This window comes from Brevibacillus brevis (assembly GCF_900637055.1).
Taxonomy (GTDB): Bacteria; Bacillota; Bacilli; order Brevibacillales; family Brevibacillaceae; genus Brevibacillus; species Brevibacillus brevis.
In genome coordinates this window covers 3,126,164-3,145,241 of sequence record NZ_LR134338.1, presented here as the reverse complement: position 1 = coordinate 3,145,241, position 19,078 = coordinate 3,126,164, and the positions used below count along the sequence as shown (strand labels likewise).

16 protein-coding genes and 2 pseudogenes are annotated in these 19,078 nt (G+C 42.4%); 17 read left to right on the top strand and 1 reads right to left on the bottom strand.

The genetic code is table 11. From position 1 onward, the window contains the following. The first annotated feature begins 77 nt into the window (after positions 1 to 77). From EL268_RS15015 to EL268_RS15000, 4 genes are all read left to right on the top strand, one after another. Entirely contained in the window at positions 78 to 2,333 is a 2,256-nt protein-coding gene (locus tag EL268_RS15015; protein ID WP_106655294.1) for an ATP-binding cassette domain-containing protein, read from the top strand. A gap of 164 nt (positions 2,334 to 2,497) precedes the next feature. Beyond that, positions 2,498 to 3,052, top strand: a complete 555-nt coding sequence (locus EL268_RS15010) for a dihydrofolate reductase family protein (protein ID WP_106655295.1) — start codon at positions 2,498 to 2,500, stop codon at positions 3,050 to 3,052. Between the two features lie 452 nt (positions 3,053 to 3,504). After that, positions 3,505 to 4,737, top strand: a complete 1,233-nt coding sequence (pepT, locus tag EL268_RS15005) for a peptidase T (RefSeq protein WP_106655296.1) — start codon at positions 3,505 to 3,507, stop codon at positions 4,735 to 4,737. A gap of 110 nt (positions 4,738 to 4,847) precedes the next feature. Further along, positions 4,848 to 5,033 (top strand): FAD-dependent oxidoreductase, encoded by a 186-nt coding sequence (locus EL268_RS15000; protein WP_232030621.1) that lies wholly within the window; start codon positions 4,848 to 4,850, stop codon positions 5,031 to 5,033. On the opposite strand, the pseudogene EL268_RS14995 reads toward EL268_RS15000, so the two are convergent. Beyond that, positions 5,028 to 5,273: pseudogene (locus EL268_RS14995) on the bottom strand (MerR family transcriptional regulator); the annotation flags it as partial. The gene EL268_RS15000 and the pseudogene EL268_RS14995 sit on opposite strands and share 6 nt — an antisense overlap. Positions 5,274 to 5,352: 79 nt before the next feature. Here EL268_RS14995 and EL268_RS14990 point away from each other — a divergent pair. From EL268_RS14990 to EL268_RS14930, 13 genes and pseudogenes are all read left to right on the top strand, one after another. Then, entirely contained in the window at positions 5,353 to 5,949 is a 597-nt protein-coding gene (locus tag EL268_RS14990; RefSeq protein ID WP_106655297.1) for a class I SAM-dependent methyltransferase, read from the top strand. 7 nt (positions 5,950 to 5,956) lie between these two features. Next, complete coding sequence (locus EL268_RS14985; protein ID WP_331251425.1) at positions 5,957 to 6,373, top strand: GNAT family N-acetyltransferase; 417 nt, start codon at positions 5,957 to 5,959, stop codon at positions 6,371 to 6,373. A gap of 592 nt (positions 6,374 to 6,965) precedes the next feature. Then, positions 6,966 to 9,149, top strand: coding sequence for a catalase/peroxidase HPI (gene katG, locus EL268_RS14980; RefSeq protein WP_106655299.1), 2,184 nt, complete (start codon positions 6,966 to 6,968; stop codon positions 9,147 to 9,149). 261 nt (positions 9,150 to 9,410) lie between these two features. Then, positions 9,411 to 10,196, top strand: coding sequence for a hypothetical protein (locus EL268_RS14975; RefSeq protein WP_106655300.1), 786 nt, complete (start codon positions 9,411 to 9,413; stop codon positions 10,194 to 10,196). Positions 10,197 to 10,293: 97 nt separating this feature from the next. Next, positions 10,294 to 10,947 (top strand): response regulator transcription factor, encoded by a 654-nt coding sequence (locus EL268_RS14970; protein ID WP_106655301.1) that lies wholly within the window; start codon positions 10,294 to 10,296, stop codon positions 10,945 to 10,947. Beyond that, the gene (locus EL268_RS14965) at positions 10,948 to 12,384 is read left to right on the top strand and encodes a sensor histidine kinase (protein WP_106655302.1); all 1,437 of its coding nucleotides are present in this window, start codon (positions 10,948 to 10,950) and stop codon (positions 12,382 to 12,384) included. Between the two features lie 203 nt (positions 12,385 to 12,587). Continuing rightward, positions 12,588 to 13,307: a lipoprotein BA_5634 family protein gene (locus EL268_RS14960; RefSeq protein WP_106655303.1), complete on the top strand. Its 720-nt coding sequence runs from the start codon at positions 12,588 to 12,590 to the stop codon at positions 13,305 to 13,307. A 26-nt stretch (positions 13,308 to 13,333) separates the two neighbouring features. Further along, positions 13,334 to 14,020 (top strand): ABC transporter ATP-binding protein, encoded by a 687-nt coding sequence (locus tag EL268_RS14955; RefSeq protein ID WP_106655304.1) that lies wholly within the window; start codon positions 13,334 to 13,336, stop codon positions 14,018 to 14,020. 24 nt (positions 14,021 to 14,044) lie between these two features. Then, complete coding sequence (locus EL268_RS14950) at positions 14,045 to 16,027, top strand: ABC transporter permease (RefSeq protein WP_106655480.1); 1,983 nt, start codon at positions 14,045 to 14,047, stop codon at positions 16,025 to 16,027. A gap of 83 nt (positions 16,028 to 16,110) precedes the next feature. Then, entirely contained in the window at positions 16,111 to 16,809 is a 699-nt protein-coding gene (locus tag EL268_RS14945; RefSeq protein WP_106655481.1) for a response regulator transcription factor, read from the top strand. 4 nt (positions 16,810 to 16,813) lie between these two features. Continuing rightward, positions 16,814 to 18,049 carry a sensor histidine kinase gene (locus EL268_RS14940; protein ID WP_106655482.1) on the top strand — a complete coding sequence of 412 codons (1,236 nt, stop codon included), beginning with the start codon at positions 16,814 to 16,816 and terminating at the stop codon, positions 18,047 to 18,049. 69 nt (positions 18,050 to 18,118) lie between these two features. After that, positions 18,119 to 18,262: pseudogene (locus tag EL268_RS33380) on the top strand (iron chaperone); the annotation flags it as partial. A 320-nt stretch (positions 18,263 to 18,582) separates the two neighbouring features. Then, on the top strand, positions 18,583 to 19,023 hold the full coding sequence (locus EL268_RS14930; protein WP_106655306.1) for a ribosomal maturation YjgA family protein: 441 nt from the start codon (positions 18,583 to 18,585) through the stop codon (positions 19,021 to 19,023). Positions 19,024 to 19,078: the final 55 nt, after the last annotated feature.

The following is a 19,078-nucleotide window of genomic DNA, read 5'->3' as shown; positions in this document are numbered from 1 at the left end:
CGCATTCGGTACGAAAGCTTCCTTCTGAATGGTACAATATATAAGTAGAAATGAATACAGTTGGGAGGATGTTTGGCATGAGCGAATCTAATCAGGAGTATATCGTAATCTCCGGTGCGAGGGAAAACAATCTCAAGAACGTATCCTTGCGAATTCCCAAGCGGAAGATTACGATCTTCACCGGTGTATCTGGATCCGGCAAGTCATCGATCGTCTTCGATACGATCGCCGCAGAATCCACGCGATTGCTGAATGAGAACTTCAGCATGTTCGTGCGCAATTTTCTGCCCCGCTATCCACAGCCAGATACAGACGCGATCGAGAACCTGAGCATGGCGGTTATCGTGGACCAGAAGCGGCTGGGCGGCGGTTCCCATTCCACAATGGGGACGATTACTGATATCTCTCCCATACTCCGTCTTCTCTTCTCCCGAGTGGGTAAGCCCTATGTTGGACAAGCGCACATGTTTTCTTTTAACGATCCACAAGGTATGTGTCCCGAATGTAACGGAATCGGTCGCAAATTAGGTGTCGACATCAGCAAGGCAGTGGACATGTCCAGGTCGTTGAATGAAGGGGCAATCATGCTGCCGGACTATAAGGTAGACAGTTGGGATTGGACGATCGTCGTGCAGTCGGGGTCCTTCGACCCTGACAAGAAGCTGAGCGATTATTCGAATGAAGAACTGGAGCAACTGCTCTACGGCAAGGCGAGAAAAGTGAAGATGGATTTCGCTGGGAAGGCAACGAATATTACAGTGGAAGGCGTCATTGAGAAGTTCACCAACAAATACATCAAGCAGGATGTAAAGACGAAGTCTGAGCGTACCCAAAAAGCTGTTGCGCCATTCATCTCAGAGGGTACCTGCTCCAGCTGCCATGGGGCAAGACTCAGTCAAGCCGCGCTCAACTGCAAGATCAATGGGCTCAACATTGCGGAGATGTCCTCCATGGAGGTCGGTCAGCTTATCCGAGTTATTCGGGAGATTGACGATTCGGTCGCCGCGCCGATGATCAAGTCGCTTACGGAGCGGTTGCAACATCTGGTGGATATCGGACTTGACTATTTGACGCTGGACCGTGAGACGGATACATTGTCCGGCGGCGAGTCGCAGCGCGTAAAGATGGTGAAGCATCTGAGCGGCAGTCTGGTGGATGTCACTTACATTTTCGATGAGCCCAGCGTTGGCTTGCACCCCCGTGATGTGCACAGGTTAAATGAATTGCTTCAAAAGCTTCGCGACAAGGGCAATACGGTGATTGTCGTCGAGCATGATCCCGATGTGATCAAGGTGGCAGATCATATCGTCGACGTCGGGCCGCACGCCGGCAGCCACGGCGGTACCATCGTGTATGAAGGAAGTTTCCAAGGCCTGCTGGAATCAGGGACACTGACTGGCACCCATATGAATCGGCCGCTCCAACTGAAGCAAGATTCCCGGCAGCCGTCCGGCAAGCTGTCCATCGAGGATGCCACACTGCACAACCTGCGGAACGTGAGCGTTGATATTCCAACCGGAGTGCTGACAGTAGTTACGGGTGTCGCCGGTTCAGGCAAGAGTACGCTGATTAACGAAGTATTCCTTAGCAAGCATCCGGATGCAATTGTCATCGATCAATCGGCGGTAGGCGTGTCGACACGTTCGAATCCCGCGACCTACACAGGGATTATGGATGATGTGCGCAAGGCGTTTGCTTCCGCGAACAAGGTCAACCAAGGCTTGTTCAGCTTCAATTCCAAGGGGGCTTGCGAGAACTGCCAAGGGCTGGGTGTGGTGTATACAGACCTTGCATTCCTTGAAAGCGTGAAGCTGCCGTGCGAAGTCTGCGGTGGTAAACGGTTCAAGGAAGAGGTGCTCGCGTACAAGCTGAACGGCAAGTCAATTGCAGAAGTGCTGGAGATGACTGTAGAGCAGGCATTGGAATTTTTTGAGTTAAAAGAGGTTGTGCGCAAGCTCCAGGCGATGAGTGATGTGGGGCTGAATTATATTACACTCGGCCAGCCACTCAGCACGCTCTCGGGCGGGGAATGTCAGCGCATCAAGCTGGCAAGCGAGCTGCACAAGAAAGGCAGTATCTATGTGATGGACGAGCCGACAACTGGCCTGCACATGTCAGATATCAGTCACCTTTTGGAGATTATGAACCGCCTCGTGGATGCCGGCAATACGGTAATCGTCATCGAACACAACCTCGATGTGATCAGCCAAGCAGATTGGATTATCGATATGGGACCGGACGGAGGAAGCAATGGCGGTCAGGTGGTCTTCGAGGGCACACCTAGACAAATCATCCATGCGGAGCAGTCGATTACGGGAAGATACTTGAAGTAATTCATCATTATAAAACAGCTTACTTAATGGTACCTATCGCCAATTAAGTGAGCTGTTTTTGCATATACCGGCTTAATCGAGACCTTTTTGTTACGAATATGACATGAGGTGACATATTTACAGGTCTATACTGGGTGGTAGATCAACGAAAGGAGTAATCAATCATGAAACGAAAAATCATATTAGATTTAGCGGTCACTTTAGACGGTTTTATTGAAGGGAAAAATGGGGAAGTTGATTGGTGCATAATGGACTCTGAGATGGGGTTTGTTCAGTTCTTACATCAAATTGATACAATTTTATATGGAAGAAAAAGTTATGATTTATGGGGACAATTTACACCAGAAATTGACCATTCTGATATGGAAAAAGAAATTTGGGAATTGGTTCATCGTAAACAAAAATATGTGTTTTCCAAGACACAAAAAGGCACAGATCATAAAGCAATATTCGTAAATGATCATATTCTTGAAGTCGTAAGTCAATTAAAGAATGAGCCTGGTAAAGACATTTGGTTATATGGTGGAGCCAGTCTTATCACAACTTTTATCAATTTAGGGCTTGTGGATGAATTTCGATTATCTGTTCACCCTGTTATTTTGGGAGAAGGAAAACCGTTGTTTATGGATATAAAACAGAGGTTGAATGTAAAACTGGTGAATACAAGAACGTTTTCCTCTGGTGTTGTGCAACTCATCTATCATTTGAATGGGAAATAATATACTGGATATTTCAATCAAAACAGCGGTGAGTCTAAGACTGTATTTTCAGGTCTTGGGTCGCCGCTGTTTATTTTTCAGAGTCAGTCCAAAACCAATTTTTATGAGGCTGGAGATTACATCATCCATATCATCGCTTTACAGTTATATAACCGCTTGGTAATACAATAACCGATAAAAGTAAACTCGATTGCTTGGAGGTATTGTATGGACGGAATGATTCTAGAGATGGATGGTCGCCGATACGGCCGGAACCTCTCCAAGAAGTCGATCAATGGCTGGAGTCATATCTTCAGTTTGTATCTGGGAGCATGAAGCCAACTGGCTGGATATTGAAAAAGCTAGGCCTGTACAGATTGTAGAATTGCCGGAGATCGTGGTAGAATTTGTCACGAGATTGCCTCTTTCTTATAATAGGTTTGACTACTTGTAATTGGAGTTGAGATAAGACCATGAAAACGGAAATTATCCATAGATTCATCTCTTACGCACAAGTTGATACACAATCCGATGAGAACAGCGAAACTTGCCCCTCTACACAAGGGCAGCTAGTACTTGCCCAAATGCTCGTAGATGAACTGGAAGCCATTGGTATGCAGGAAGTTACGATGGATTCGAACGGATATGTAATGGCAACCCTACCGTCCAATACAGACAAAGAAATTCCAACAATCGGTTTTCTTGCTCATATGGATACGGCCACCGATTTTACCGGCGCTGGCGTGAAGCCACAAGTCATCGAAAAATATAACGGACAAGACATTGTTTTAAATGAAGAATTGGATATTGTCCTTTCGCCGCGTGATTTTCCAGAGCTGGCTGGCTACAAAGGCCACACGTTAATCACGACAGACGGTACCACATTACTTGGCGCTGATGATAAAGCTGGTATTGCCGAAATCATGACCGCTATGGCTTATCTGATTCGCCATCCAGAACTGAAGCACGGGAAAGTAAGGGTGGCTTTCACCCCGGATGAAGAAATCGGCAGAGGCCCAGACAAGTTTGACGTGTCCGCCTTCGATGCAGTATATGCCTATACGATGGATGGCGGTCCTCTTGGCGGGATCGAGTACGAGAGTTTTAATGCTGCATCCGCCATCATTACCTGCAAAGGAAAGAACGTTCACCCAGGCTCAGCCAAAGGTAAAATGGTCAACGCTGCTAAAATAGCCATGGAACTGCATGGAAAGCTGCCGGCTGATGAAACTCCTGAGGAGACGGAAGGCTACGAAGGCTTCTATCATCTGTCTTCCATTCAAGGAGACGTCGAGCAAACTCAGCTTCGTTATCTGATCCGGGATCACGATCGTAATCGGTTTCAGGAGAGAAAGTCCGAACTGGATCGTATCGTAGAAGAATTACAGAAAAAATACGGAGAGAAGCGAATTGAGCTCGAAATCAAAGATGAATACTTCAACATGCGGGAAAAGATTGAGCCTGTAATGGAAGTAGTGGATATCGCTACACAAGCATTAGAAAACCTCGGAATCGTGCCGATTATTCAACCGATTCGCGGTGGTACGGATGGCTCCCAGTTATCCTACATGGGGTTGCCAACACCGAATATTTTCACAGGCGGGGAAAACTACCACGGGCGGTTCGAGTATGTTTCCGTTGACAACATGATGCACGCAGTAAACACCATCATCGAAATCGTTAAGCTGTATAAGCAAAGAGCTTGATAGCATCCAAAAAGATTTGAGTTGATGTGAAGCTTTACCATGAAGCGATAAATCCTTCATATGTAGTATTTTTACGTGGATAACCAATAGGTAGAATGGAGGCAGCAATCATGATGAAGAATAAAAAAATTGTAGTGGTTGGTGCATCCATGACCTTTTATTTATCAAAGCAGAATCAGAATGTCACTTTACTAGAGACGAATTCAACTGCTGCATGTGAAGCCACTAATAAATCTTTCGCTTGGATTCATCCAACGGGCCAAATAGGTGCTGTCCCGCCAATAACGATTGAGTAGCTGCCCGTATTGATCAGCAGAATAGGAAGTCATGCATTCTTTAATCGACTGGACAGGCACTTCCAATTTGCGCAGCAACAGCATATGTGCTAACTGGTAAACTTGATCTATGCTGTACATCCTGTACTAATTGTTATCTAGATAAGTAGGTAGAAGAACCCCTTTCTCTTCAAAATAACGAATCTGATGAACAGACACATTCATAAGTGTAGCTAATTCGCTAATGGTGATGTCAGCGATATTGACACATCTATGTCTTCGGAGATATTGTAGATATAATAAATCTACAATAGATTTTAATGACAGGAGGCCGGTAAGTATGGCGAATATTTGGAATGAGCGCTTTCATTCGGAAGAATATTATTATGGGGAAGAACCTAACGTTTTTATTCAACAACAGGCTTTTCGGTTAGAACAAGGACAAAAAGTGATCGCGTTTGCAGAGGGCGAAGGCCGGAATGCAGTTTTTTTAGCAAAAAGAAATCTTGAAGTGACAGCCATTGACTATGCGGAGAGCGGATTGCAAAAAACGAAAAAACTGGCTCAGAAGCATTCCGTTGATGTAATTACCCGAAAAATTGACCTTTTGGAAGAGGATGTGCCGAGTGAAGAATATGATGTCGCGATTATGGTATATGGACATTTTCATAAAAATGCTCAGACCATGGTTCTGAATAAAATGATTAAGGCAATAAAGCCTAAAGGGATTATGATGCTTGAGGTATTCTCGAAGGAACAATTAAAGTATGGTACGGGTGGCCCCCACGAACTTGAAATGCTTTATGATCCAAAAGAAATTCTTGCTTGGTGCAAAGGGCATGAGGTAATCCATTTCTTCTATGGCGAACAAGAGCGTGTGGCAGGAAAGGCGCACACCGGTTTAGCCCATGTTATTCAACTTGTACTAAGAAAATGATGGGGATCTGCGCCATTTAAAGCCTTCACAATCAGAGGCAGCTTACCTTTTCGCTCCGAGACAAATCTCCGAGTTTGCCTCCTCTGCCTCGGAACAAGATTTGGATGACGCTTATGTGGAATTGGATCACTGGGCAGTGTTCGGCTCTTTTGAGCAAAATCGTTTGGTTTGCGCTGCCAGTGTGTATCCATGGGAGAAGGATGCGCATATTGCGGATCTTGGCGTACTGACGCTGACGTCCTTTAGAGGAAAAGGTCACGCCCGCAAAGTGGTGCGTTCCATCTGCAAATATGCCTATGGTCAGGGATACGAACCTCAGTACAGATGCCAACTCGATAACCATATCTCTACGGCTTTGGCGAAAGCAGCGGGTTTCACATTGTTTGGAAAATGGGAAGTGATTTCTCCCGACTGCATGGAATGAGAGTCCGATGATATGTCTCATATTGATTGAACCATTCTTTTGCTCAGATAGCAGAGACTTTAAACTATTAAAGGAGGGGGCTTTCGCGGTATATGCTGAGGAAGGAGAATACCCTCTCAACTATTCCATCGTCAGCGGCAACAACAAAATGACTCTGCCGAAGAGCGGAACAAATCGTATTTGCCCGAGCGCCAAGCTCGGAATTTCAAATAACAATCAGGATAAGCCAGTTACGCACAAAAAGCCCACCCATTCCGGGGACTGACCCCGTTATGGAGAGAAAAGTGGGCTTTTTGTGATGGATCGAAGTTCCGAACAATGGAGCTTGACCGCAAGCTGGAACCACCAGGAAAAGAGGCTAACGAGCTGGTGACCAAATCATAATCTACCCGGTCCATGCATACGTTAGAATCAGCATAAAATCCAAAATGAAAGAGTTCATATATTTTGTCGTGTTTTACGATTCCCTCGATCCGATACCATTAATCCTTAAGAAGAGCAAAAAGATGTTGATTTCTCTTGTTAACTGCTATATAAATTAATTAGAAGTATTATTATGTAATACTTAATTTAAATGACGGGAGAGGGACAAATGGACTCTATGGCAACTGCTAACACTGGAAAGTGCCCGTTTTCGCACGGTAGCACTACGAATCACAACCCTAGTGCTACATCGAACAAACACTGGTGGCCCAACCAGTTGAACTTGAACATTCTGCATCAGCATGACAGAAAATCTAATCCGATGGGCGAAGACTTCAATTATGCAGAAGAGTTCAAAAAGCTGGACTACCAGGCTCTCAAGCAGGATCTTTATGATCTAATGACAAACAGCCAAGATTGGTGGCCTGCCGACTACGGACATTATGGGCCATTATTTATCCGCATGGCTTGGCACTCCGCTGGTACATATCGTACAGGAGACGGCCGTGGTGGTGCTGGAACCGGCACACAGCGTTTTGCTCCACTTAACAGCTGGCCAGACAATGCCAACCTTGATAAAGCTCGTCGACTGCTATGGCCGATCAAGCAAAAATATGGCAACAAGATCTCTTGGGCAGACTTGTACATTCTAGCAGGTAATGCTGCTATTGAATCCATGGGCGGTAAGACAATCGGTTTTGGAGGCGGGCGCGCAGACGTTTGGCATCCAGAAGAAGATATTTACTGGGGTGCTGAAAAGGAATGGCTAGGGGATAAGCGTTACTCTGGTGATCGTGAGCTCGAGAATCCGCTTGCTGCTGTTCAGATGGGTCTGATTTATGTGAACCCGGAAGGTCCGAACGGCAATCCAGATCCGCTTGCGAGTGCTCGCGACATTCGCGAAACCTTCAAGCGCATGGGAATGAACGATGAAGAAACCGTTGCACTCGTGGCAGGTGGCCATACGTTTGGTAAGGCTCATGGCGCAGGAGATGCTGCTCTTGTTGGCCCAGAGCCGGAAGCTGCTCCTTTGGAAGCAATGGGCTTAGGATGGCAGAGCACACACGGTTCCGGTAAAGGTCGCGATGCCATCAGCAGCGGTATTGAAGGTGCCTGGACTGCGAATCCGACACAATGGGATAATGGTTTCTTTGAACTATTGTTCGGCTATGAGTGGGAGCTGACCAAGAGCCCTGCAGGTGCACACCAGTGGGTTGCTGTAAATCCTGCTGAGGAGCATCTTGCACCAGATGCAGAAGATGCATCCGTTCGCGTTCCAACGATGATGACCACTGCGGATATGGCATTGCGTATGGATCCAGCATACGAAAAGATTTCTCGTCGTTACTATGAGAATCCAGAGGAGTTTGCAGATGCATTTGCAAGTGCATGGTTCAAACTCACACACCGCGACATGGGGCCACGCTCAAGATATCTAGGCCCTGAAGTTCCAGCAGAAGATTTTATCTGGCAAGATCCTGTACCCGTTGCTGAGTATGAATTAACAGATGCAGATATAGCAGAACTGAAAACACGTATCTTAGATTCGGGCCTTACCGTCAGCGAGCTGGTAACAACAGCTTGGGCTTCCGCTTGTACCTTCCGTGGCTCGGATATGCGTGGTGGCGCCAATGGTGCTCGCATCCGTCTTGCTCCACAGAAGGAGTGGGAAGTGAATGAGCCGAAAAAACTTGAAAAGGTGCTTACGATCCTGGGAGTCATTCAAGAGGACTTTGGTAAAAAAGTCAGCATGGCCGATTTGATTGTACTCGGCGGCAGTGCCGCAGTAGAAAAAGCCGCACAAGATGCTGGCTTTGATGTAACGGTTCCTTTTGCTCCTGGACGTGGCGATGCAACACAAGAGCAGACAGATGAAGAAAGCTTTGCCGTGCTAGAGCCAATCGCTGATGGTTTCCGGAACTATCAGAAGAAGCAGTATCGTGTAAGTCCTGCGGAGCTTCTGATAGACAAGGCACAGCTACTAAACCTTACTGCTCCAGAAATGACTGCACTCGTTGGCGGTATGCGTGTTATCGGTACAAATCACGGTGGCACACAACACGGTGTATTCACGGATCGAGTAGGCACACTGACGAACGACTTCTTCGTTAACTTGCTAGACATGGGCATACAGTGGAAGCCTGTAGACGGAGGCGTATTTGAAGGACGTGATCGCAAAACCGGTGAAGTCGTGCGTACAGCGACTGCTGTTGACCTCGTGTTCGGTTCAAACTCTGTTCTGCGTGCCATTGCAGAAGTTTATGCGCAAGACGATAACAAAGAAAAGTTTGTGCGTGACTTCATTGCTGCATGGGTGAAGGTAATGAATGCAGATCGTTTCGATCTTAAATAAGCATAATCTTGAAATGTAAAGCAAAGAACAGTATTTGTTGTTGGATACTGTTCTTTGCTTTTCTTTTCTATAGTAATATTAGAAATTGAATCGGTACAGGTCGTTATCAATCTTCTCTGTAACAACGAACGAATTGGTTTTTATAGAATTTACAACTTGGAGACAACTGAAAGATACTTTTAACATATGAACGCTATATTCTATTAACTGTAACAAGGGTTTCGTGCCCAAACAAAACAAAAAATTTCAGGAGGCATTACCATGAACAAAAAAAATATTCTCGTTTTTTCAATGGCACTATCAATTGTAGGCGGTGCTACAGCAGCTGTATTTGCAAGCGAAAACGCGGTTCATTCTACTAAAAACAAGGTCGTAACAGTGGCAAGCAAAGCAGGAAATGGCACAAATCAAACCACTACAAATCATGCAGTTAAAGTAGCAAATGGAAAGATTAGTGATGAAGAAGCGGTAAAAATGGCAACCAAAGCTCTAAAAGATTATATGGGGCTTGACGCGAAATCTTTTGGTGAGGCGCGTGTTAATCGAACGAATAATCAAGAAGACTTTAAGTTCTTTATGGATATAGTTTCAAAAGAAGATGCAGCTGTATTAAAAGAAAACGCGAAAAAAGATACGGCAGATGTTATCGTTGTACAGTTTGCTCGTACTGAGGACTTAAACCAGCCAATGCCCGCTTCTAATCGCATTGTCATAAATGAAAAAACAGGGGAAATTGTTTCTTTAACTGCTTACACTAATGAAGCTCAAAGCTCAGAGACAACAATCGATGATGCGAAAGTTAAATCTGCGGTTATCAACTTTTTTGATCAACAACAGAAAAATGTTAAGGAAAATACGATGAAGGTTAGTAAGAGTGCTAGTTCCGGAACCGTACGTGTTCTTTGCAACCTGGAAGATGGAAGAGATGTAGATATGACAGTTAGTCTGAAGAATTATACAGTATCTAGTTATGAGATTAATTATGACAGACTAATCCCTCTACCTTCCGAAGAAAAAGATTACAGTGAGAATTTCAGAAAACTGTAAGTAAATGAAGATATTGTGAGGCGGATAAGATGGAGTAAGTGCCTGAAATGGTACTTACTCCATCTAACCGTTACAAAAGGAACGAGGTAAAAACGGAATGATAAAAATTTTAGTGGTTGAAGATGATATCGCAGTAGCAAATTTAATAAAATTGAATTTAAATACAGCAAATTATGAGAGTTCAATCGTTTTTGATGGAGAGGATGCCCTAAATGTTATTGAAAGAGATCGTTTTGATCTCATACTTTTGGATGTGATGCTTCCGAAAGTTGATGGATTTACTTTATTCGAAAAAATTAAACCTTTAGGGATACCTGTCATTTTTTTAACGGCGAAAAGTTCTGTCACAGATAAGGTGTATGGATTAAAAGCGGGAGTAGATGACTATATTACGAAACCCTTTGAAGGAATTGAATTGCTGGCCAGGATTGAAAATGTATTAAGGCATTACAATAAAAAAAGCAACATCATAAATTTTAAAGACACAGAAGTATACTTGCAAGAAATGAAGGTGAAAAAGAACGGTGAAATGATTGAGCTAACCTTGAAGGAGTTCGAACTATTGGTGTTTTTAGTGCAAAATAAAAACATCGTATTAACGAGGGAAAAAATCATAGAAAAAATTTGGGGATATGACTACGTTGGCGAGACGCGGACGATTGACAACCATATCCAAAAGCTAAGAAAAAAGCTGGGATGGAAAGATGAAATTAAAACAGTATTTAAATTGGGATATAGGCTGGAGGAATAAATGAAATTTTGGCAGAGGATATTTTTATGTACATTAATCATATTTGAAATCTTTTTTGTACCAGCATCCATTTACCTTATTCATAGCAGCTTTGAACTCAATCTCAATATGGAGATCCGTTCCGGGATAAGTGAACAGGATCGATTTGCAAACTCTTTAGAATCGAATCTATATCTGCTTAAAGTTCAAGAATCTTCAACCCTGGGTGCTGAAGGAGTTGGCAAACCAAACATAGATTCCATGATTCGTACGTACTTGGACAACCTCGGAGAACAGGATGTGTATTTGGATGTAATAGATGAAAATAATAAGGTTATTTTTAGTCATTTTAAAAACAACAAGATAACTCTTACTAATCGAGAAGAATTAAACATCCCATCAGATAAAGTAAATTACATCATACGGGATCTAGGGGAAAAGACGTACTTATTTATAGCTAAGAATATTTATTTGGAAAACAATCACTATAAGCTTTCTTACGTGAAAGATATTTCGAGTGTTTATGAAAATAGAGAAGACTTATTAAGCCTTTTAATAAAGTTAAATGCTCTTGTTTCAGCAATTTTGGTCATTGTTACCATCATCATGAGCATGTTTATCGTAAAACCGATTAATAAACTAATCCAGTCAACAAGAATAATTGCAGGCGGGAATTTCAGCGAAAGAGTCATGGTCAAATCGAAAGATGAAATCGGGTTGTTAGCGGAAAATTTTAATTTGATGGCCGTTGATGTAGAAGATAAAGTAAACCAGCTTAAACGATCTTCCGAAGACAAGCAAAGGTTTATCGATAACCTGGTACATGAACTTCGGACTCCTTTAACGTCGATCATAGGCTATGCGGATTATTTACGAACGAATAAATATGATGAAGAGACTTATATCAACTCATTAAGCTTTATCTATGAAGAAGGAAAGCGGCTAGAGAAACTGACATTTAAGCTGATGGAGCTCATTGTTTTGCGAAAAGAAGATTTTGAGTTAAAAAAGGGAAAACTTGACGAGCTTTTTGTGGAAATCAAACATTCCTTTATTCCAAAGCTGAACATAAAGAATATGGATCTGGAAATATCGACGGAGCATCTGAGTGTTTTAATGGATAAGGATTTGATGAAAATTTTACTTGCAAACCTGATAGACAATGCGATTAAAGCATCGAAGAACAACGGAAAAATATTTCTACGTTCATACAGAGATACGGAGTCAAAAATTATACTTGAAGTGAAAGATACAGGGATCGGTATTCCTGATGACGACATAACAAAAGTCTTTGAGCCATTCTTTATGTCCGACAAATCAAGATCGAGAGCGAATGGAGGAGGCCTCGGGCTCGGGCTTTCATTATGTAAGGAGATAGCTAAAATTCATGACGCTGAAATAAGAATAGAAAGTAAGCTCGGCAAAGGTACAATTATACAATTGGTTTTTAATTGTTAACACTGAAAAGGTAGAGAGGGCTGTCCCAAAAGTCATGAACAATGACTGCGAGACAGCCTTTTTCTTTCAAACAAGCATGTCATTATCTCCATTCTTACTAAAATGTAAGAAAGAAGGTCAAAATCGTTAGACAAGAGTCATTCAATTGCATGAAAGTCTCGTCTATAATCCAGACATAAATAGTTTATAAAGGAGAAGTTAAGGTGAAAAAAGTAATAGGTCTCTTGTTGGTTATTGTCATTTTTGCAGGGATTGGATTCGGAGTAAAACGATTTGTAGAAGGTCCATCGCAAGCGGTCGATGGCGTTCTCGTAATAGGCACAGAAAAAGATGCGAGTAAGGTCAAAGAGTTGTATAAGGATAACACCAAACAAACGATGGACTACAAAATGAAATTGGTTACAACGAAAAAAATAACGAAACGGACAGAGCAAGATCAGAAAGAAACGGGTCAAGAATTTGAAACCAGAGATATCAAATATTCGGTTGTAACTCGATCCACAGCTGAGCAATTCGTCAAGAAGGGGATTCTCAGAGCCAGACAAGATCCAGACAGCACGTCTATTATTTCAGACCCTGTTACTGGCATAAAAGAATTATCGAATGGTCAAAATCTGTTTTACTCTTTAAGTGATTATGAAATGAAGAATGACCAAATTGATTTGAACGGCCAGATGGTACCTGTAGCGTATGTGAACCATCAGATGTGGATCGGGTATATACCACAAGCGGATCTTGTTATTGTTGACGACCAGACTTACAACCAATTAACCGAAGCAGAGTCAACACTCTCCTTGATTCAGTTTGAAAATGACAGCTTCGATTATAAGAAGAAAGATAAGGTGAACCAAATCTTACAAGAAATCGGGAGCGTATACGCAAATAGTGAAGACAAAGTAAACTTCGTAGACGTACAAGATTGAGTTTGGGTGATGAGAGGGTGAGCTGTATGGAAGTTGTACGAATGGAAAACGTAGTAAAAAGTTACGGGGAAGGAAATAGCAAGGTAGATGCGTTAAAAGGGATTCGCCTTTCGATTCAGCAAGGAGAGTTTGTTTCCATCGTTGGTGTTTCCGGCTCTGGTAAAAGTACATTGCTGCATATTTTAGGCGGGTTGGATCGTCCGACTTCAGGACAAGTATTCATTGGGGATCATAATATTTACGATTATACAGATGATGAGCTTTCGATATTCAGAAGAAGAAAAGTCGGGTTTATTTTTCAATTTTTTAATTTGATCCCGGTATTGAATGTCCAGGAAAATATCGCGTTGCCCATGTTATTGGATGATGAACCGATCGATATGAAGTATCTGGATGAACTGACTGAAATCCTGGGTCTCCATGAACGGAAAGATCACTTGCCTTCCGAATTATCGGGCGGTCAGCAGCAACGGGTCTCCATCGGCAGAGCCTTAATGAATCGGCCGCAGTTGATTTTGGCGGATGAGCCCACTGGGAATCTGGATACACGAAATACGAAGGAAGTCATGGATTTATTACGATTGACAGCCAGGAAATACAATCAAACTATTGTTTTGATTACGCACGATCTTGCGATTGCTTCGGCTTCTGACCGGATCATCACGATAGAAGACGGTACGATCATTTCAGATCAACGGCTTGCTGCGAATTAGCCAAAAGACTGGAGGAGAATGATTTTGATCAGCAGTTATAAACAATTAAGCAGCAAGTATTTAAAGGGGAATATGAAACGGACGATTTTGACTTTGATCGGAATCATACTCTCTGTAGCGTTAATTTCCACAGTCGGCCTTTTTATGAAAGGATCACAGCTATCTCAAATCGAGAACATCAAGAAGTTAAACGGATTTTCTTTTCATTTCGGGATTTCAAATTACAATGAAGCACTAGTAAACAAAATCAAATATAATCCCCTAATAGCTTCGTATGGTTTCATGTCTCAGGGCGGCATCGTTTCTGTTGGAGAGGTTTCTGTTCAAAAGAACTTCGCTGATCATAGCGCCATGGAGTTTTTAACCTACAGTCTCGTTGATGGCAGACTACCAGCCAATGACCGTGAAGCAGCTGTCGATTCATGGACGCTTCCTTATATGAAAGAGGGTCTTCAGATCGGCGACTCATTTGAATTGGATGGTCAAACCTATCAACTGGTTGGTTTACTAGATAATCGCGCGTTCACTCAGAATAAGAAAGTGGGCCGTTTACTAACCTATAAACATGATTTTACTATTGGAGAGGGTAGGATCTTAGCCGAAATAAACGAGAAAGCGAACTTTCAAGAGGTTTTAGAGGAGATAAAATCACTTACGGAAGACGAGAATCTGGTTATCAATGAGGAATTGATCAGAGTTTTAAAACCGGGATCGAATCAATCGATTTTGGCCGTGCTCGTCATCGTCGTCAGTATTGTTGTGATCGCGACAGTTGTTGTGATATACAACGCTTTTCAAATCAGCGTCGTAGAGCGAATGAAGCAGTTCGGCTTGCTCCGAAGCATCGGCGCTACGCGAAAGCAAATTAGACAAATTGTGATGAGAGAAGCTGCTGCGCTGGCTGTCATCGCCATACCGGTTGGGCTTGTTTGTAGCATATTGGCGGTTGCTGCTCTCCAATCCATTTTCACAATCCTTTTAGAAGATGGTGCAGGTGTTGCGTTCTTTCAAATCGATTGGCGGATTTTATTCATCAGCTCGATCATCACGCTGACGGCCGTACTAGCGTCCAGTTATTATCCGGCTTTTTTTGCGGGCAGAATATCCCCACTGCTGGCAATCAGCAGCAGGTTATCCATTAAAAAAGAGGCGATCAAAAAACACAAGAATAACGTGTTGAAAAAGCCGTTATCTTTTCCCTTGAGCCTGGCCTTTAAAAATGTCAAAAGAAATAAAAATCGTTATACCATTACGATCCTATCTATCATTATATCCAGTGTATTGTTTATTACTTTCTCGTCTATGATGGATATCGCATTTGCATCCAAATATGTGAAAGATTTATCCACGAAATCAGATCTATCCATCTCTCTGCAACAAGATCATGGTGATTTTTCAGCAGAAAGGCAGCAAATTTTGGAGCTTTTGAAGTCGGTTGAAAATGTATCCGGAGTGAAGGAACAGGACCTTAGTTTTGAAATCGAATTGAAGGATAAGACTCAATCTGTTACAACTGTTGCTCACATCGATGAGTCTGTTGGAAAAAAACACGTCATTACCATTGTGAATCACATCGATGAGAATAAAGTGAAGAAAGATTCGGAGCTCGTCATAAAAGTACTGGTATACAGTTTTATCACAGTCATTTCTTTGATTGGCAGTCTCAATATTCTTAATACGATTACGATCAGCATCATCATCAGACGAAAAGAACTGGCTGCGTTAAAAGCCATAGGGATGTCACAAGAGAATTTGAAAAAAATGATCATCTATGAAGCGCTGATTTACGGTTTTTCTGGAAGTTTGCAAGGGATCTTTTTCGGTTGTATACTTTCTTATATTATTTATTTGGCGGCTTCCGGTGTCTTGAAGGTCGAATGGACGATCCCCTACGAAGCTTGTCTTATTACGTTTGTTTCAGCTTTGTTTATCAGCTTTTTATCTGTTCTGATACCACTGAGAAAAATCCAAAAAGATAATCTTATCGATGTTATCAGGGAACAATGATAGAATGGGCCTGGCTATTTTATAGTCGGGCTATTCGGATTGGTCAATGGCTGAAATGGAATGAGGATAGGGAGAGGACAACCTTGAATAAAATATTGCTTGTGGAAGATGATGAGGCGCTTGGTCTAGCCATCGAATTCTCATTGCGAAATGAAGGCTATGAGGTGGTCAGAGCCTCTAGTGTAAAAGAAGCGAAACACCAGTTTGATCATCAACCTTTTGATTTGGCGATCCTAGATATTGGCCTTCCAGATGGAAACGGCTATGATTTATGTCTGCATTTCAAAAAACAAAACGATTCACCGGTTATTATTTTCTTAACGGCCTTGGATGAAGAAGCAAATGTAGTAATGGGTCTGGATATTGGCGGGGACGATTATATAACGAAACCTTTCCGAGTCAAGGAATTCATATCCAGAGTGAAAGTACAACTGCGCAAACGGCGGCGATTGGAAACTTCTTCTGTCACATTATCATCTGAAAATGTAAAAATAGATACGAATCTAGTCAAGGCTTATAAAAATCAGGAAAGCATTCCATTAACCAATCTTGAATACAAACTTCTGCTAACTTTCATGATGAACGCTCATAAAGCACTAAAAAGAGATGATCTCCTGATGAAAGTATCGGAAGGAGAAGATGCTTTTTTTGATGAAAACACGTTATCTGTATACATTAAACGTCTAAGAGATAAAGTGGAAGATGACCCCAAAAATCCGCAGTTTATCGTTACCCAAAGAGGATTGGGATATCGGTGGAATAAGGATGTGAATAGAGAGTAAGATGATGAAGAATACCGAATTGAAAGGGTATATGACGATACTGGCCATTCTGTTATCTCTATTTACCATTTACCAGTATCTTGTACATCAACTGTTTTACGATGCTATGAAAAGCGATTCCATTGCAACCTGGGGTGAAATTACAGCTAGATTGGCTGAACAAAATCCCGAGAATGAAGCCGAAATTATGAAAGTCTTAACAAGTCACGCATCTAATTCAAGTGAGTATCAGGAAAAAGGAAGAGAGATCTTTAGACAGTATGGATTATATGAAGATTTGGAATCAGAGCTTTTTCCCCTATTAAATAAACATATTTCCAGCCATAATCAATTGATTTATTGGGGATGGATTTGTTTCGGATTGATGCTGCTTGGGTCAAGCTATATGCAATACAAGGTTGTCTTCCATAAAATTAGACAACTTACTTCCGCAGCTAAAAAAATTATCGATGGGGACTACTCGGTAGTCATCAATGAAAATAAAGAAGGGGACCTTGCCAAACTTGCGGTTTCCTTTCGTTCCATGAAAGATATTATTCGAAAAAGCATGCAGGATCTTCTGGAAGAGAAAGAGTTTCTAGCTCAAATGCTGCAAGATATCTCCCATCAATTAAAAACACCGCTTTCAACGATATCTATCTACAATGAAATGTTGTTGAATGCAGAACTGCCTCGCCAGCAGCAAGTTCAACTCCTGAAAAATAATGAAGTACAAATCTCTAGAATGAATGTCTTAATTCAAAATTTGTTAAAAGTAGCGAAAATCGACGCCAGAGCTATTTCATTTGATAAAGAGCCAGCCAATTTGGTGGAGACCATCGAGGAAGTTCTGGGTCGCTTGGCAAGCATGATCAGTGATAAGCATATAGAGATTGACTGGGATGCGCGGAAGGAAATTGTCGTTGCCCACGATAAACTATGGATGCAGGAAGCTTTGTTGAACCTGCTGAAGAATGCGATAGAGCATTCCAAACCAAGCAGTACAATCATGATTCAAGTAAATGATACGCCGATTTATACGGAGTTGGTGATTCAAGACTTTGGAGAAGGAATTGCACCTGAGGAAATATCGCATATTTTTGATCGATTTTACAAAGCAACAGGTTCTAAAAAGCATGATTCGACAGGGATTGGATTGGCGCTAGTCAAAGCCATTATCGAAGCACATCATGCCTTGATTAAAGTAGAGAGTGAGAAAGACAGCTTTACAAGATTTACGATTACTTTCATGAAGTTTTAAGTACAGGAGAAAAAGAGTGGAGGAGAAATTAGATTCTTCCTTACAATTCATTGATGGTGTGAAAGTGTTATTATGGGCTTTCGCGTAGCCAAACCTCGTATGGCTGTTTCCGCAGAAAGGGCAAGGATTACTCGCTTTTCTGATGAAATTGTGCAGGCTGGCTATGATCACACCAAAGAGTTGGTACGTATCTGGTGGGATAGTCCGGTTGATTTACTTACAGATTACTTGATAGGCATAGATACCATGAAGTGATCTGTTTTTTTACGTTTCTCAAATCCTAGCTTTTCAAGCATATATCCAAAAAGGTCGCAACACAAAGTGAACAACTTGCGAAGCCGTAAAGTAGACGAAAGAACCTGGTGGCGAGAACGTAGCTCAATCTTGTTGTTCACTGAAAATTATGTTTTAGACTCAAAAACAAAGTGTTAGACTGTGAAAAAATAGATGAAGACGAACTACCCGGAAAAGCTCGCTTTTCAGGATTTATCCTGATCAAAAATTGATAATTCAAAGAGGAAGATTGATGGTGTATGCACAAAGCCGAATGGAAGTGCTACCGGACGAACAAGTACTCCGAGTATCGATGGAGAGACAGGGTCGCCTATATCGTAACCGTTTTTGCTGTCATGGCTTTAGGCTTAGGGTCCAGAGTGTTCGCCGATGTGTTGCCTGTCTTTGTAGCTGAGCATTTTGGCGATGCATTATGGGCGAGTATGATCTACTTCGGCTTTCGCACTTGTTATGCTCATAAAAAGATTTCTTTCGCGCTGTGGTGCAGCCTCGCGTTTTGCTTTGCGATCGAGGGCAGCCAATTGTATCAGGCCGGTTGGCTCACTTACCTTCGGGAGACAACGATTGGGGCGTTGGTATTAGGAAAAGGCTTTTTGACGGCGGACCTTGTACGGTACACTGCGGGAACTGTCGTCTCTTCCCTGATCGACCGAGCATGGCCTTGGCGTAAGCGTCCGTGATTTTTGGCGGATGTACGACATAACAAAAAAATCTATCGTAAACTTCGAGGGGGAA